This window comes from Acinetobacter gerneri DSM 14967 = CIP 107464 = MTCC 9824, assembly GCF_000368565.1.
Taxonomy (GTDB): domain Bacteria; phylum Pseudomonadota; class Gammaproteobacteria; order Pseudomonadales; family Moraxellaceae; genus Acinetobacter; species Acinetobacter gerneri.
Genome location: NZ_KB849539.1, coordinates 172,913 through 187,499, shown reverse-complemented (window position 1 = coordinate 187,499; position 14,587 = coordinate 172,913). Strand labels below are relative to the sequence as shown.

The window sequence follows — 14,587 nt, the reverse complement described above, 5'->3', positions numbered from 1 at the left end:
GCCGTATCAAATTCTTAAATCTACTCCCCTTTATTTTTTAATTTTCTCTGTTTAACGAGCAGGGAAAAAGTATGTACATCTCATTATTTTCAATAGGACTTGGTGCTGTTTTAGGTGCTTGGATACGTTGGGGAATTAGTCTTCAATTTAATCACTATTTTCCAAATATTCCTTTAGGCACAGTCCTAGTGAATCTTATTGGCGCATTTGTTATTGGCTTTGCAATCACTTTTTTTGCCAGTAGCTCTTTGAATCCTAATTACAAGTTATTCCTCATTACTGGTTTTTGTGGTGCTTTAACTACGTTCTCAACATTTTCAATGGAAGTTGTTTCTTTACTTCAAAGTGGCAAATTTGAATATGCCATTTTGACAATTACTGTCCATGTTTTAGGTTCATTGCTATTTACTTTGCTTGGCATATTTACCTATCAACTAACGACTATACATTAGTCAGGAGTAGGACTTAATGAACGGATATTTAGTCACATTTTATACCGAGATAAACCAAAGGCATAAAAATACCCCTATCCATGAATGGCTCTTAGAACTAACAAGAGAGTTAGGATTTAAGGGTGCTACAGTCATTCAAGGATCAGAAGGTATTGACCATACAGGACGATTACATTCAGCTCACTTTTTTGAATTAGTTGACCAGCCTGTGCAAGTTCAACTTGCTCTGAGCGAAGTAGAATCAGAACAATTGTTTACACATCTAAATCAAGAAGATGTCAGAATTTTTTACGTAAAAACTCCCGTACAGTTCGGTACTGTCGGTAATCAAAAAGGAAAATAATGATGAGCTACAAAGATGTTCCTGTTGGGATTAATCCACCAGATGATTTCTACAGTATTATTGAAATTCCTCAAAATATTGACCCAGTTAAATATGAAATGAATAAGGAATTTAATTCTATTTTCATTGACCGTTTTTTAACAACAGCTATGTTTTATCCTGCAAACTACGGTTATATCCCTAGAACATTGAGTGAGGATGGTGACCCTTTAGATGTATTGGTTATCTCACCTTATCCAGTAGCAATTGGTGCAGTAATCAGAAGTAGACCTGTGGGTGTAATGTATATGGAAGATGAACATGGCATCGATGCAAAAATTATTGCAGTTCCTCACACTAAACTATCAAAGCTTTATGACCATATTCTAGATATTAATGATGTAGATCAACTTAGTTTAAATCGGATCCATCATTTCTTTGAGCATTATAAAGACTTGGAAGAAGGCAAGTGGGTAAAGCTTAAGGGTTGGGGAAATGTTGAAAAAGCACGAGAAGAAATTTTAAGCTCAATACAAGCCTATCCTGATCATCATTGACCATTAAATAGGGAGCAATCAATAGCTCCCTATTTTTTTGAAATAATGAATAATCCTAAAACAATACATGCTGCACCTAGGATCATTCTGACTGTGATCACCTCTTTTAAAATCAGCCAAGCCAATAAAATTGCGACAACCGCACTACCTTTATCAATAAGTGCAATGGTCGAGGCATCTCCTAATTTTAATGCTCTATAGTAATACACCCACGATAAAGCAGTTGTCACACCTAATAAACCTAATCAAAACAAATTTTTAAAGCTTACAGCCTGAAATTCATAGGTTGAAACAAAAAAACTGCAAATGCCATGACAAAAAAACAAACAAAGAGTGTTCGAATAGTTAGTCCAAGCTCTCCTGAAATTTCAACAAGTCGTTGTTTTGCGATTACGGAAGTAAATCCAGCGAAAAACATTGAAATAAAAGCAAAAACCACCCAATTTTTCATGTCAGACCTAAATGATTTTTAGCTTTTGAGTTAGTGAGTTTTATTTTACAGATCCACAAGGATAGAAAGCTTAAATCTGATAGTAATTTTGACAAATATTTGTTCTAAACATTCTTATCAAGATAAATTCTAAGGGTTAGAAAAAAGCAGATACCTGAACCTTAAATACCTGCTTTTTAAAACCTTAATTAAATTCTTAAGTTATATTCTTGCGTGTGTTCCATATTTATCGATCATAATCGAACTCGCTTCGTTCAACCCACGCACCGTTACATTCACACCATTTTTTTGGAACTTGTTTACCACAGAGTCAAGCATAGCGACTGAGGTAACATCCCAAATATGGGAATGTGTTAAGTCAATCACCACATCTTTCACATCTTCTTTAAAGTCAAAACCCTGCATGAATTTCTCAGAAGAACTAAAAAATATTTGACCGTGTAAATCATATAAACGAGTGTCACCTTCAAATGAAGCAATGACTTGGATATCATTTTCTAACTTATTCGCTAAGAACAATGCTGATAACAGAACACCTGTTAAAACGCCTAATGCTAGATTGTGAGTTGCGACAACAACGATAACGGTTGCAATCATCACGACATTACTACTTTTAGGATTGTCTTTTAATTGGGTGACTGAACTCCATTCAAAAGTACTGATAGAAACCATGATCATGACAGCAACTAAAGCTGCCATTGGAATAACTTTGAGCCAATCACTGATAAACACAACCAGAATGAGAAGAAAAATACCCGCAGAGAACGTGGACAATCGTGTTAAACCACCTGACTTCACGTTAATCATAGATTGACCAATCATGGCACAACCTGCCATCCCTCCCATAAAGCCAGAGGCAATATTGGCAATACCTTGTCCTTTACATTCCTGATGCTTATCGCTTGGTGTATCTGTCATTTCATCAACAATAGTTGCAGTCATCATTGACTCAAGTAACCCCACGGCTGCTAGAGCAATTGCATAAGGCAAAATAATAGTCAGTGTTTCGAAATTTAACGGAATATCAGGGATTAAAAATATAGGAAGAGTATCAGGCAATGATCCCATATCGCCAACAGTCCTAACATCAATACCCAGAAAAATGGCAATAAGCGTGATCATAATGATACATACAAGTGGAGATGGAAGTAATTTGCCTATTACTGGAATTAATGGAAACAGATAAATAATTGCCAAACCTAAAGCAACCAAAATGTATACATGCCATGTCACATTAATCAGCTCTGGAAGTTGAGCCATAAAGATCAAGATAGCTAAAGCATTTACAAAACCAATAACGACTGATTTTGATACAAATCGCATTAATTTAGCGAGCTTTAAGTAACCTGCTAAAATTTGGATCACGCCAGTTAAAATTGTCGCTGCAAGCAAATATTGTAATCCATGCTCTTTAACGAGCGTGACCATGAGTAAAGCCATAGCACCTGTTGCGGCTGAAATCATCGCTGGGCGTCCACCCACAAATGAAATCACAACAGCGATACAAAAGGATGCGTATAGTCCAACTTTGGGATCTACACCAGCAATAATTGAAAAAGCGATAGCTTCAGGGATAAGTGCAAGACCGACGACAAGTCCTGCAAGTACATCTACACGGATGTTAGAGAACCATTGTTCTCGTACATTAGATAACATAAACATAGCCTGTTTTTTAATTTTTTAGATAGGCTAGTGATGTGATATATACAACACACAAGCGACTACACCACATCACTAGACAGTGATGAGTTATTTACTGATTAAAGGGGGTAAATAAACTTAAGGTGGCGTAGGTGTCATATAGGAAAAGAGTGTTTAGGTTTTTAGAGCACTTAGGGTAGCACAATAGACTAATGATGTGAAATCAATCAATCTCTTCAATAAACTACTTATCAAAATCAATAACAAAAAAATTAAGATCTAGATTTTATTAAAAGGCATCCGAAGATACCTTTTATTCAATTTACCGCTCTCACACTACTTTGCAAGCCTTGCTGAATATCCTGTACAAAGCCATCCCCCTGATGAAATTTAGGCTTAGTCTTTGACTCAAGCTGAGTCTGCTCAGACTCAACAACCTCATCCGCATAAAACTCCTCCACCAAATTCAGTCCTTCCTCTGAATCCACCTCAAATCGTGCATTGCCATAACCCTGCCGTGCCATTTGATCTAAAGCAGCCTGATTAAAACCACATAACTTACTCTTCTGATCAATCTCCTTGGCCGTTTGAATGGCTTCTTGCAAATGAATCCCGTCTCGTAAAGTCAAATCCACGTAATACACAGGGGTACGATAACTTTGTGTCGTAGACTTGCCTCGAAGGGTGAGTTGGAATGGTAGACATGAGAGCAAGCCATTCGATGCTGCATGGTAATAACTGAGTCGAGCAGCCAAAGTCCGAATACTATTAAAGCCCGTGGTTCTAAAGATGAATGTCCCGAGTTCATCAGACTCATCCAAATTGACATGCAAACGGCCATAAGGCTTGCAGTTACCCCCTTGTGCCATTGGGCATAGATCAGGGGATGGGCATGGATGTTGTTCTACACCTTGATTGGTCAGTCGCTGACAAGTTTCACCATTCCCTACACAAACGGGACGTCCTGTCTGACGATCAAATAAACTGTATTCCGCTCGTAGATTCAGTTCAGGATCATTGAAGATCATACGGACTGGAATTGAACGGAGTTTTTGATTGGGGGCTTTGGCTCTAAGTTGTTCATCGAGTGGATGTTTCACCCAACCACTATCCTTATTTTGGATTTGGCTGGTAATGGTGAATTGGTCATCCTTTTCAGGGATGCGCTTGCCATTCTTTTCAACCATCTTACCGATACTGATTCGCCCTAGAATGGGCGGTGTAATGGCTAGACCTTTAATCATGGTGTTTTCCTCTTCTACTTAAATGTTTAGATATGCTTGGTTAAAAATGAAATCGGCATAAAAAATCCCATGCATTGAGGCATGGGATTTTTGAGTAGAGCTTGAAGCGCTACTTGTAAATTGAACTTAGGCTAAATCTGTTTCAATCAGCATCGGCATAGATGTTGAAACGTCGTGAACCTTGCTTGCTTTGTGGATATTGATTGAGATACTCAGGGTGTGATTTGAGTAAAGCCTTACTGTCTAAACTGATTGAATCCTTCGACTTTTTCCATGTCACTGAACCAGTTTTAAAGGTGGCACGTTCAGCCTCCTGCATTTTGGCTTGTAGTTGATGCTTCAGCAGATCGAACTGCTGCTGATGCTTGTCAATTTGGCTGCGAGCTTGAAGCAGTTGCTCAAACTGTTGATTGGCCTGCTCATCTTCAGATAGATCTGCGGTAGAGAGTGGCACATGTTCTGGATAAAGCAGTTGTAGTGCTTTGGCTGCCGATTCACTGGCATCGGCTTCAGGTGGGATATCCTTTTCCACGCATTCCCAGAAGTAACGCTCCGCATTGACGATGTGTTGAATCACCGATTCAGAACGGGTGACTTTAAAGATTTTGGTTTCATGCCCACATAGCAACACACAAATATGCGCTGCCTTTTTGCCTGTCACCGCCAATTGGTGTTGGACTTGACACAGCACATAAAGAGGGACGCCATCTCTCCATAGTTTCGCGCCATATTCTCCAGCAGTTTTGCACTCTAAAACCTGCACTTCATCATTGCCGACAATAGCATAATCTAGGTTTGCCAGCATGAAATGTAATTCAGGGTCAGGATGCTGTAGTACCGCATTGACGCGACGGACTTTATGGTTAGTGTGCATGCTGTAATATTCTGCCACCAAAGGTTCTAGTCGCTTGCCCCAATAGAGTGGTGCATGTCCTTCGCTTTCATCATCAATGGCTTGTTTAATTCGTCCTGTTTTAATCATCCACAGTTCTAGCATCGACATATAAGGATTCAGTCCGCACGCTGCCGCAGCATCACTACTTCCAATGCCTTGTCTTCGAATCGCCAACCATTCTGCTTGAGTGAGTTTCTTGGTTTCTGCTAAGCGTTTGGGTTGGTAACGCTTAAGACCATTTTTTGTTCTATGTCTTGGTGACGTTCCTGTATAGGTCGGTAAAGGTAAATGCTTGGCAAGCTGTGGCTGAATAGAATAAGTATGATTCATCAATATTTCCTTTTTTAAATTAAATTTTTTTCAAATTGAACGCATAAAAAATCACGCTCATGGCGTGATTTTTAGCGGTATGATTCATATGATGTTTCGCTCTAAATTACCATATTTAGGGCTTGTTCTAAGGCACGTTGCTTTAAGCCTGCACCTGTTCCAAACCAGGTTGAATCCAGACGATGATCCTGACTCATTGCTCGACGTTCGTGATCACAAAATTCAGTGACCGAACAGAGCAAGCCATAAGAGGTGTCTTTGGCTGAACTCAGTTCTGCCCCACGTCCATGCCCATTAAACATGGTCATCACTTTAGACATGGCACGTCCATTGGGTTCAGATTTCTGTTCTGCTTTATAGACATTGTTCGGCTGCGATGCGATATTGCGATAATATTGAATAATGCCTTCATCCTGCTCTGTTGAGCTTAAACTGGTATTGTTAAATACCGCATCAAAGTAAGCTGCGGCTTCTTGTTGGGTCACTTTACGTTGGCTCAGTTGTTTCATTTCATACATGTGCTGATCCCATGCCCGTACAGAGATGCCAAGCTGCTGTTTAATTTTCTCGGCATCAAACTTGGTACTGTGTGGCACTTTCACCACACCAGCAGCACTGTTTTGTCCTTTCAAGGCAATCGCTAAGGTGTTATTGCATACCACACGAATACTGGTAAATTGCGCGGTGGTTGCCAGCGTGCCATCACAGGCGGTAGCTAAAAGAATATAGCCATTGCTGACATCTTTACCTTTGAGTGCTGAGCTTTGTCCAGTTTTTGCCAATGCCCAGAATTTCTTACCACCTTTGAGCACCCCCGCAGTTTCTAGCTCAAAGCCCGATTGTTCAGTCAAGTCTTTATAAAAATTTAGGATTTCCATTGGTTGGACTTCCTGATAACGCTGACTGACCACAGAAAGTGGTGCATGAGTATCAGAACGATAAAGTACGCGTTGTTCTTCATAGGGCATGATGATGCTTTGTCCACGATCATTTTTAGCCATATAGCTGATATTTGAAGATTCAATTTGCCAATCCATACCTGCCTGTTTTGCCCAGACTTCAATCGGTTGATTTTGGGCCAGTGAGTTTCCTAGCCCATGCCAAGGGGTTTGCCCCACGTAAGCCATTTGTTCAAGTTGATGTGCCATGATCATATTCCTTATCAATTGATAAAATGAAGAGTGAAATAAAGTTGAGATAAAATGGAAGGTTAAGCTTTAATCGACTTGTCGAATCTCAAAATGTTGTTGACATTGCTCACATTGGTAATGCAACACTGTAATTTCGCTTTGGTATTCGACATAAAGTAAAAACATTCCCCCGACCACCAGACCAATACAGCCACCGAAAAGCGGATGAATATGCATCCGTTTTGACATTTGCATGGCGACTGTGGCTAAAGTCATCGGGGAAAAAGTGGAAAGTCGGCTCAGTGGACTGTGCTGACGTTGTTCGGTTTGTTTGAGTAATTGCACATGTTCAGAATGGCAATGAGGACACTGTTGCATTGCAACTTTCTCCAAATCAAAGGCATAAAAAAACCATGAGCAATGGCTCATGGTTTAAAGGTATGGTGCTTAATGTTTTGCGGTGCTTAAATCTTTAGCAAGAATACAACTTAGGATTTAACTTTTGGCAAAGATAAACCAGATGAAGTCGACTTATTTGCAGCTTGCTTACATGGACGAATGCTTTGAATATATTGTCCATCTCCAGTATCGTTGAAGAAGCCATTTTTGGATTGGATTTCTAGACATTGTCCCTTTTTAAACGGTTTAATCTGCTTCGCTACTTGTGCAGGTAGCGCATAACTATTTAGAAATACTTCACCTTTCGTTGTGGGAAAAACCACGGATTCTTCACCATAATAGACGTTACCTTTTAAAGTAATCTGTTCAGTTTTAGCGATTGCAGTCGTGCAAAGAATCAAGCCCAACAATCCAATTCCAATATGCTGCATAGTTTTCATGTGTTTTTCTCCAATTTAAAAATTTATTTAAAACAAGGCATATAGCCTTCATCGAGAACTTGATGATTGTTTTTATCCCAGCTCACCACATACCACGTGCATTGTGAGCGGTCTGAATCCCAGGCTGTACGGTAGGTCAAAACATTGCCTTGTACAGACCATCCCTCTAGTTGTTTTGCCACTTGATCTGCACTTGCTCGCCCCCAAACCTCCATTAAATGTGTTGTCAACATTTGATCGATAGAGTTAACAATGCCTTTCAGATCGGCAGGGGCACTACTCATCGGCTTTAAGCCATAGTGCGATAAGCTTGAATTTAACTTCTGGGTATCATGATATTCAGCGTCAATTTGTTGACTCAGCTTTAATTTAACCGATTGTTTGGCGGCTTGAACGGCTGCTACTGCACTTTCTGCTGAGGCTGCAATCTCTGGGTCTTCAATGTGACTCGATGTTTGGCTTGGTATTTGCCCTTCCATTCCCATACCCTCAATGCCTGACAATTCAGTTGTCGCAGGCGTTGACGTTGCTTGAGCTGATGGGCTGTTGATTTTACTTTGTTCTAAAGCAAGCTTAGCCAATTCAAGGTCTGCTTGACGTTGTTGCTGTTGGTTAAATAACACACCAACCACGACAATCAGAACAATGAGTAAAATCACCCATAATCCATAACGAGAAAAGGTAGATTTTGACTTTAATGGTGATGTATTCATGAGAAAATCCATTGCAAGAAAATAAACGGCCAAACGATTGCTCGTCCAAGTAAATATGATTTCGCATAACCTACAGGCAATGTCCAAATCAGCTTGACCCAATAACCAAATGTGATCAGTACATACAACATCAATGCTTTTTTCATCAGTTTTCCCTTTACTTTAATTCAGCCATACATGCCATGCCTGCGCGTTGCACCTGTTCAGCCCAATCGGATGGAAATAGCCCAGATGTTTTAATCTGCTCAAGAGTTTTCTTGCCATAATGTTGTTCAACATTTTTATAGCTACATGAGCAAAAACTACGATTCCCACCTAACTCTCGGCAACCTTGTTTAAATTCGGATTTAAATGAACTGCTACATGCCATCAGCATGAGGCAGCTACTTATGACAAGCCATGGACCTAATTTCATATTATCCCTCGTTAAAATGTTAAATAGGGTTTGCCCTGATCTCGTCTGGATCAGGCTTCAAGCTCATGATGTGTAATTGAAATATTTTTATTTTCGATTATGTGTTTAGGTAATCCTTTAAAATGCTTCTGGCTTGATTCAACTGCTGTGCTTGTTGCTCAATCAACTGGCGTACAGCTTCAGGCAATTGTTGATATTGATCAGGATGAAACTCAGCCATCTTTTTACGATACGCTGTTTGCAATGATTGTTCGCTCAATTGTTCTGGTGAAATATCAAGAAGCTTACAGGCTTGGTTCTGCTCATCTGTTAATGGCACACCAGCATGTTGCCCATCCTGCTGCATACCACCATAAACCGCATCGACGAGATCTGCCCATACTGCTGGAGAAACACCCGTCACTCGGCATAATTGAATCATAAAGCGTTGCGCTTGCTCCTGATCAATCTGCCCCAAGGCCATGACATATACCAAACTTTCAATCATTTGCATCCGTGCCTCATAAGACATTTCAACTTTCAGTTCGGCTAAGCCATGTAATAAATCTTCATAATCGGTATAGAGTGGCTGTTGAATCAGATAGGCGATAGATTGATTAACATCTGGATTTTTTAATTTGGCAAAATAATCCGTAAGCGCCATTCGGGATGCTTCACTCCATTTCCCTGTAGGATAGGTAATAAAATAAGCGAAGAGATAGTGCATCACATTCAGCTGAACTTTCTCTTTCTGATGTGTCTGAGTCTGCTGTTGTTGCTTAGATGGCTGACACAATTCATTGAGTAAACCTGCCAGGGCTCGAACCGTTCCTTTATCCAATTGGGAAAAATTGAGCGTATGCGTGCCATTGATGAGTAATCCGTGGTTAATAATGCCTAAATCCGCCTCAACCCTTTGGATTTGCATGAACAGAAATTGGTATGCCTCACCAAATCCTTCTTTAAAAAATAGCTCGGTTTCTGTCAAACATAAACCATCCTTAGCACTACCAAAGACCGTATCATCAATCAACATCACAATGTCTTGAGGTCTGATTGCGGCTGAGATATAAGTCATTGCACCTTGTAATTTTTTTATAGGGATATGCGGGGCAAAATAAATATTGTCTGCTCCGCTGAGTAAAGATCGCCATTGGCTGTTGTGCAATCGTTGTTGTAAAGTCATTGTTGTTTATCCTTATTCTGAACCAGTAGTCCAACCATCCGAAGATAAGCTCAATATATGCTTTTCATCTTGGTGCAAGCTTTGATTGAGGATCGGGTCAAAACGCTCAATGGTCACTACACAGTGATATAAATCAAAATATGGATGTGCCCCCTCTTGACCCTCATAAACATTGGAACGTTTACATTGCTTTAAACGCACCTGTACAATTCGATCATCTTGCTTCCTCAAGGCATGCAATATATCATCGGCTTTTGGAGGTGTCAGCGCCCCCCCATTGCCAAAACAACCTGATAAACTGCCAAATAGTACAAGCGTGATACCCAGTCGAAAGATGTGTTTCAGCATCATATTTCTCCATGTTTTAATTGGGCCGTTCGTGCGGACAAACCAAATTGGAAAGGAATCAAATGCTGTAGAGCGATGCTTTGCTCATGAAGAACATCCAAACGAGTATTCAGTGTTTGTACTTTGATTTGCTTCGGCATCAATTGTGCTAAAAGTTTAAACTCTTGCTCTATGCCTAAATATTCCATCAATACAATGCGATTAATCTGGATACCATTGGGTTGATAATCCAGCACAAAGGCAATATAGACAGGTGCTAAGCCACGTGCATCAAAAATCCTAATGATGTCCTTGGCTTGCTCAGCAGATGCATTGACTTTAAAACTAAACAATTGAAATTGTGCGGCAGGATCATATCGTTCAAGTTCAACTGCCCTGACTTGTGGAACGCTGGTTTGTACGGTCAAAAGAGCTTGATCAGCATCATAGTCAATTCGACTGAGTGCATCGAAACTGTCAGGGAATTCCAGTCCACGGCTACTAAAATTTAAAGCATCTTCAATACGGCCAAGGTCAACATTGCTTTTAGCGGTGAGCCTCTGTGTCCTTTGCTGTTCATCCAGCACACGTTGTTGATAAGCTGCTGTGGTTTCATACGGATCTTTTTCAGGAACAGAACTACGTTTAAGCAATGCCAAATGCTCGATCGCCAAAGTATTGGCACGACTAAATAAATCGGTATTGCTCAAATCCACAAATGGTGTGTCTTTTTGGACTTTAGATCTCACACCAAATAAAAGCATTTGATCGGGTCGCAGCTTTAATTGTTTTCTTAAATCAAGAAATGCACCTTTTGCGCCTTTACGATCTGCAATGTAATTTTGAAAATCTTGTAATATCGTTTCGTCAATAGAGGGAGCACCCTCCAAAGCAGCAATAGACTGACCGTGAATCACAATCGGACGTTGAGCCGAACTTAAATCAATCCGTTTAGACAGTTGATCTTTTTTATCAGGAATATAGGTGGTGCGGTCTTGTTTTGAGCATGCACTGATACACAAAGGCAGCAGTAGACATGCCGACAAAATACGGGCATGGGTCATGTTCGCCTCACTTCAGTTTAAGTTGTTTTTATTGGGGTCGCAGAAATTCATGCTCAGCACGAAAACCAGCAATGCTTAAATGAAGTCAGGGATGTAAAAAAGAATCAGTGAAAATAGTACGCATGGCGGACTCCTTTGGGTATAAAGAAGTTTCACCACATCACTGCTAAATAATGGTGGCGAAACGAAAAGGGGTTAGCAGACTGATACCCAAAAAGATCAGCACATCCAAAGATGTCCCCCTCCCGTTCCGCCGCAGAGGGGGTCACGTAGGGATGCCCACAAAAAAGAAAGAAACTTTTTCATGTGCTTTGGGTAAAACGGTCTGCTAAAACCGACTGGCAATGTAGGCCAGCAAGCCAAGAATAATCTGCAAGGCTTGAGGTGTCAATGTTGAAGCTATTATCGGATCTATATTTTTTTATTACTTTTCACGAGATTAGAAATGTAGATGCACATTAAAAAATGCAACTTGCACAAGACCAGAAGCAAAATAATCGCTGAACCAGTAATAGTAAAATTCGTCTAACCAATACATCTATTTTGCCTAGGTCTTATGATTCCATCATTTTTTTCTACAATGATAAAGGCAGTTCATACTACCCTTACCTTACTCCCTCAAATATTCTTACCAGATGTACCAATAAAGTGTTTAAAACCAATTGGCCAAATTCGTACACTTTTTGAAGACTCATCTGTATTTACAACATCCCGTTCAAGCAAGCTTGTCACATCATCTTGATCGTCAAATTCTGTAAATATCTGGCTCACCAACTCATGACTCTGGCTATCGCCATCCAGCAGATCAATTACGATTCCTTCGTAACCTGTTGCAAATTGCCACAATTCTTTCAACCGATCCAAATAAAAAGAGGTATCGGTGTAAATCCGAGCATTAACCGTTAAAGATAAAACCATGACATATTGGTTCTTTTCAGGGATACGAACAACCCGTCTGTACCAATATAAATATTGCATAGGAAAATATTTCTTTAATTTTAGATGCTTATTAAATATTTGAATATGTTTATTCATGTCCAATATAGAAATATGGCAGGCTGTATCTGACTGATATGCACAAACCACATTGATTTTATTTAAATCAAAGCAATACTCAGTGACTTGATCATATTCTTTTTGATATCGTTCAATCTGTTTCAGATGCTTTTCATTCTTTCTCTTAATTTCTTCTAAAATTTCCGCACCTTGAAATATTTTCTCTAATTTAATTAGAATCAAACTAACAAGGTTTTGAACTTGCGCTTCATCTTTAACCCCCAAAATATTCAGTTCAAATTTACTCGCCCGATAACATCCCATGAATATCTCTAGCCAGAAGCCAAAATAAAATTCATTGGTGATAAATAATAAACTCCACTCCTGAATATAACCTGAAAGCCTGTGAAGCCAATAATCAATATCATATTTATCTCCATGCTGATATCGAATATTTAAAAATAGCGTGTGGATATCATGTTCCAAACGAGGGGCAGTATGATGTTCAAGATGGGTTACTGTGATTGATTGCATGATGGTCTTCCTATTGATTCATTCATAGGAAGACCAACGCGATTATTTTTTATTTTTTTAATATACAACAATTCAATTACTGGTAAATTAACACACTCTTTGTGCAATTTTTATTTGAATCCATTCATTAATTTCCTGAGCGATCCATCCCACACGATTACTCGTGAGTGTTATTTGTTTGGGAAAAGTGGCATCATGATATTTAGATTTTGGATCGAGAATTGCATAAATCGTTGCTCGACTCAGCCCTGTGACCTGAACTACCTGTTTGATATTTAAAATTTGATTGATTTGAAAGGTTTGAGGATTTAACGCGTTCATCTTTTGTATTCCTATTCGATATGAAGGCGTGCTTTCTGCACATAGCATGTGCAACTCAATCAAAAAATAATTTCTCAGTCTCAATTTTAAAAATAACAATACGTAAGATCAGAGTGGAGTAAAGCACTCTGATCTACACATGAGGTAAAATGGTTTAAAAAGGCAATTCAACATCATCCAGATCTATACGAGATTGACGTAACATATAACGGCTAAGTTTGAATTGCCCACATGCAAATGTTCTCATTCTTGGCACTTTTATTCTTAAACGTTGTTCGTATTTTTCAGGTTTTGTGAAATACAAAGCAAGTCGAATAGCATTCTCAACCTTCATTCCGTCTTCTCGCCTAACCAAGCCCAATCCATCCCTACCAGCTTTTTGATAAGATTCCCTATGTCTAGAATCCTGCAAGCTATATGCTTTACCCAGCCCTTCGGTCATGTTTTCCCATAAAGCACAAACCTCACTCCCGATCTTCCATTCCCCTTGCCTTAAGGAGCCATTGTAAATAAGCAGCAAATGCACATGATAAGCCCCTGTTTCACCTCCCTGTTCCAATGCCCAGACATAACCAACTAAATCTCTAAAACAGGTATCTTTATCTGATATGCGTTTACGAAAGGCTTTAAAGTGCCGATCAACATCTAGAATAGAAATCTCATCTAAGCTGTCACTAAAGTACTTAAGCTCAACCCTCACCCATAAAGTTTTACAATGCTTATGAATTAAATTGTACAAATATTTCTCAAGCTCACATCTATTTTTACACTCTTGATTATAAAATTTAAGCTGATCCTTGTGATAGGCAGCAGGAAATACATGCATCGCTTCGCATATTTCTATATACTGATCCGTATAAGGAATATCATTCTCAGATAAACCATATTTTAAATTTATTCTCTTGGCTATATCCAAAACACGCATAAAACAGTTTATTGGAAACATTAATTGAATGTCTTGAGAAATAAGCTGTCTAAAGGCTGGAATCAAATCACAACCTCGCCGAGCATAAGCTCTTAGTTTTTGTTCATTTCGTCTTTGAGTTAAACAGCAACCACTATCCAGCGTCTGGCTCACTTCTTGAATTAATTGCTCTATTGCAATGAGTGTTTCGATTTCATTTATCATTGGATTGCCTACCATGCTATTGAGTTTCATAGGTAGCGCATCTAAATATTTTTTTAATTTCT

At 39.3% G+C, this 14,587-nt stretch carries 20 protein-coding genes; 3 read left to right on the top strand and 17 right to left on the bottom strand.

Annotation, left to right across the window (positions count from 1 at the left end; translation table 11 throughout):
- The first annotated feature begins 71 nt into the window (after nucleotides 1-71).
- Genes crcB through ppa form a run of 3 tightly spaced genes read left to right on the top strand, consistent with a single transcriptional unit; the run spans nucleotide 72 to nucleotide 1,331 of the window.
- Nucleotides 72-452: a fluoride efflux transporter CrcB gene (gene crcB / locus F960_RS05320; RefSeq protein ID WP_004859432.1), complete on the top strand. Its 381-nt coding sequence runs from the start codon at nucleotides 72-74 to the stop codon at nucleotides 450-452.
- A 16-nt stretch (nucleotides 453-468) separates the two neighbouring features.
- Nucleotides 469-795: a DUF190 domain-containing protein gene (locus tag F960_RS05315; RefSeq protein ID WP_004859430.1), complete on the top strand. Its 327-nt coding sequence runs from the start codon at nucleotides 469-471 to the stop codon at nucleotides 793-795.
- Nucleotides 796-797: 2 nt separating this feature from the next.
- Nucleotides 798-1,331, top strand: coding sequence for an inorganic diphosphatase (gene ppa, locus F960_RS05310; RefSeq protein ID WP_179943805.1), 534 nt, complete (start codon nucleotides 798-800; stop codon nucleotides 1,329-1,331).
- Between the two features lie 29 nt (nucleotides 1,332-1,360).
- Here the strand turns inward: ppa and F960_RS22900 are convergent, their stop codons facing one another.
- The 17 genes from F960_RS22900 to F960_RS05235 form a co-directional block, all read right to left on the bottom strand.
- Nucleotides 1,361-1,561, bottom strand: coding sequence for an EamA family transporter (locus F960_RS22900; protein WP_004859425.1), 201 nt, complete (start codon nucleotides 1,559-1,561; stop codon nucleotides 1,361-1,363).
- Between the two features lie 35 nt (nucleotides 1,562-1,596).
- On the bottom strand, nucleotides 1,597-1,782 hold the full coding sequence (locus F960_RS22895; protein ID WP_004859423.1) for a DMT family transporter: 186 nt from the start codon (nucleotides 1,780-1,782) through the stop codon (nucleotides 1,597-1,599).
- A gap of 201 nt (nucleotides 1,783-1,983) precedes the next feature.
- The gene (locus F960_RS05300) at nucleotides 1,984-3,438 is read right to left on the bottom strand and encodes a SulP family inorganic anion transporter (protein ID WP_004859421.1); all 1,455 of its coding nucleotides are present in this window, start codon (nucleotides 3,436-3,438) and stop codon (nucleotides 1,984-1,986) included.
- Between the two features lie 302 nt (nucleotides 3,439-3,740).
- Nucleotides 3,741-4,667, bottom strand: a complete 927-nt coding sequence (locus tag F960_RS05295) for a recombination directionality factor (protein WP_004859417.1) — start codon at nucleotides 4,665-4,667, stop codon at nucleotides 3,741-3,743.
- 142 nt (nucleotides 4,668-4,809) lie between these two features.
- Nucleotides 4,810-5,892, bottom strand: a complete 1,083-nt coding sequence (locus F960_RS05290) for a YqaJ viral recombinase family nuclease (RefSeq protein WP_004859414.1) — start codon at nucleotides 5,890-5,892, stop codon at nucleotides 4,810-4,812.
- A 101-nt stretch (nucleotides 5,893-5,993) separates the two neighbouring features.
- The gene (locus tag F960_RS05285) at nucleotides 5,994-7,040 is read right to left on the bottom strand and encodes a DUF932 domain-containing protein (RefSeq protein ID WP_004859412.1); all 1,047 of its coding nucleotides are present in this window, start codon (nucleotides 7,038-7,040) and stop codon (nucleotides 5,994-5,996) included.
- A 69-nt stretch (nucleotides 7,041-7,109) separates the two neighbouring features.
- Nucleotides 7,110-7,400: a hypothetical protein gene (locus F960_RS05280; protein ID WP_004859409.1), complete on the bottom strand. Its 291-nt coding sequence runs from the start codon at nucleotides 7,398-7,400 to the stop codon at nucleotides 7,110-7,112.
- 110 nt (nucleotides 7,401-7,510) lie between these two features.
- A complete protein-coding gene (locus F960_RS05275; protein WP_004859406.1) occupies nucleotides 7,511-7,861 on the bottom strand; it encodes a hypothetical protein in 351 nt (116 codons plus the stop codon).
- Nucleotides 7,862-7,884: 23 nt separating this feature from the next.
- The gene (locus F960_RS05270) at nucleotides 7,885-8,574 is read right to left on the bottom strand and encodes a hypothetical protein (protein ID WP_004859403.1); all 690 of its coding nucleotides are present in this window, start codon (nucleotides 8,572-8,574) and stop codon (nucleotides 7,885-7,887) included.
- Nucleotides 8,571-8,720, bottom strand: a complete 150-nt coding sequence (locus tag F960_RS22600) for a hypothetical protein (protein ID WP_004859400.1) — start codon at nucleotides 8,718-8,720, stop codon at nucleotides 8,571-8,573. The genes F960_RS05270 and F960_RS22600 overlap by 4 nt, the downstream gene beginning before the upstream one ends.
- 11 nt (nucleotides 8,721-8,731) lie before the next feature.
- Nucleotides 8,732-8,989 (bottom strand): hypothetical protein, encoded by a 258-nt coding sequence (locus F960_RS05265; protein ID WP_004859397.1) that lies wholly within the window; start codon nucleotides 8,987-8,989, stop codon nucleotides 8,732-8,734.
- A 97-nt stretch (nucleotides 8,990-9,086) separates the two neighbouring features.
- Complete coding sequence (locus tag F960_RS05260) at nucleotides 9,087-10,154, bottom strand: J domain-containing protein (protein WP_004859394.1); 1,068 nt, start codon at nucleotides 10,152-10,154, stop codon at nucleotides 9,087-9,089.
- Between the two features lie 12 nt (nucleotides 10,155-10,166).
- On the bottom strand, nucleotides 10,167-10,502 hold the full coding sequence (locus F960_RS05255) for a hypothetical protein (protein ID WP_004859392.1): 336 nt from the start codon (nucleotides 10,500-10,502) through the stop codon (nucleotides 10,167-10,169).
- The gene (locus F960_RS05250; RefSeq protein WP_004859388.1) at nucleotides 10,502-11,545 is read right to left on the bottom strand and encodes a hypothetical protein; all 1,044 of its coding nucleotides are present in this window, start codon (nucleotides 11,543-11,545) and stop codon (nucleotides 10,502-10,504) included. Before F960_RS05250 ends, F960_RS05255 begins: the two co-directional genes overlap by 1 nt.
- A 618-nt stretch (nucleotides 11,546-12,163) precedes the next feature.
- Nucleotides 12,164-13,075 carry a hypothetical protein gene (locus F960_RS05245; RefSeq protein ID WP_004859386.1) on the bottom strand — a complete coding sequence of 304 codons (912 nt, stop codon included), beginning with the start codon at nucleotides 13,073-13,075 and terminating at the stop codon, nucleotides 12,164-12,166.
- 87 nt (nucleotides 13,076-13,162) lie between these two features.
- Nucleotides 13,163-13,396, bottom strand: a complete 234-nt coding sequence (locus tag F960_RS05240) for an AlpA family phage regulatory protein (protein WP_004859382.1) — start codon at nucleotides 13,394-13,396, stop codon at nucleotides 13,163-13,165.
- A 154-nt stretch (nucleotides 13,397-13,550) separates the two neighbouring features.
- Entirely contained in the window at nucleotides 13,551-14,555 is a 1,005-nt protein-coding gene (locus F960_RS05235) for a YagK/YfjJ domain-containing protein (RefSeq protein ID WP_004859380.1), read from the bottom strand.
- Nucleotides 14,556-14,587 lie beyond the last annotated feature (32 nt).

What these genes read in the sequence shown, in the direction of transcription:
- crcB (WP_004859432.1), top strand. Translation starts at nt 72, where the DNA reads ATGTACATCTCATTATTTTCAATAGGACTTGGTGCTGTTTTAGGTGCT.
- F960_RS05315 (WP_004859430.1), top strand. Translation starts at nt 469, where the DNA reads ATGAACGGATATTTAGTCACATTTTATACCGAGATAAACCAAAGGCAT.
- ppa (WP_179943805.1), top strand. Translation starts at nt 798, where the DNA reads ATGAGCTACAAAGATGTTCCTGTTGGGATTAATCCACCAGATGATTTC.
- F960_RS22895 (WP_004859423.1), bottom strand. Translation starts at nt 1,782, where the DNA reads ATGAAAAATTGGGTGGTTTTTGCTTTTATTTCAATGTTTTTCGCTGGA.
- F960_RS05300 (WP_004859421.1), bottom strand. Translation starts at nt 3,438, where the DNA reads ATGTTATCTAATGTACGAGAACAATGGTTCTCTAACATCCGTGTAGAT.
- F960_RS05295 (WP_004859417.1), bottom strand. Translation starts at nt 4,667, where the DNA reads ATGATTAAAGGTCTAGCCATTACACCGCCCATTCTAGGGCGAATCAGT.
- F960_RS05290 (WP_004859414.1), bottom strand. Translation starts at nt 5,892, where the DNA reads ATGAATCATACTTATTCTATTCAGCCACAGCTTGCCAAGCATTTACCT.
- F960_RS05285 (WP_004859412.1), bottom strand. Translation starts at nt 7,040, where the DNA reads ATGGCACATCAACTTGAACAAATGGCTTACGTGGGGCAAACCCCTTGG.
- F960_RS05280 (WP_004859409.1), bottom strand. Translation starts at nt 7,400, where the DNA reads ATGCAACAGTGTCCTCATTGCCATTCTGAACATGTGCAATTACTCAAA.
- F960_RS05275 (WP_004859406.1), bottom strand. Translation starts at nt 7,861, where the DNA reads ATGAAAACTATGCAGCATATTGGAATTGGATTGTTGGGCTTGATTCTT.
- F960_RS05270 (WP_004859403.1), bottom strand. Translation starts at nt 8,574, where the DNA reads ATGAATACATCACCATTAAAGTCAAAATCTACCTTTTCTCGTTATGGA.
- F960_RS22600 (WP_004859400.1), bottom strand. Translation starts at nt 8,720, where the DNA reads ATGAAAAAAGCATTGATGTTGTATGTACTGATCACATTTGGTTATTGG.
- F960_RS05265 (WP_004859397.1), bottom strand. Translation starts at nt 8,989, where the DNA reads ATGAAATTAGGTCCATGGCTTGTCATAAGTAGCTGCCTCATGCTGATG.
- F960_RS05260 (WP_004859394.1), bottom strand. Translation starts at nt 10,154, where the DNA reads ATGACTTTACAACAACGATTGCACAACAGCCAATGGCGATCTTTACTC.
- F960_RS05255 (WP_004859392.1), bottom strand. Translation starts at nt 10,502, where the DNA reads ATGCTGAAACACATCTTTCGACTGGGTATCACGCTTGTACTATTTGGC.
- F960_RS05250 (WP_004859388.1), bottom strand. Translation starts at nt 11,545, where the DNA reads ATGACCCATGCCCGTATTTTGTCGGCATGTCTACTGCTGCCTTTGTGT.
- F960_RS05245 (WP_004859386.1), bottom strand. Translation starts at nt 13,075, where the DNA reads ATGCAATCAATCACAGTAACCCATCTTGAACATCATACTGCCCCTCGT.
- F960_RS05240 (WP_004859382.1), bottom strand. Translation starts at nt 13,396, where the DNA reads ATGAACGCGTTAAATCCTCAAACCTTTCAAATCAATCAAATTTTAAAT.
- F960_RS05235 (WP_004859380.1), bottom strand. Translation starts at nt 14,555, where the DNA reads ATGAAACTCAATAGCATGGTAGGCAATCCAATGATAAATGAAATCGAA.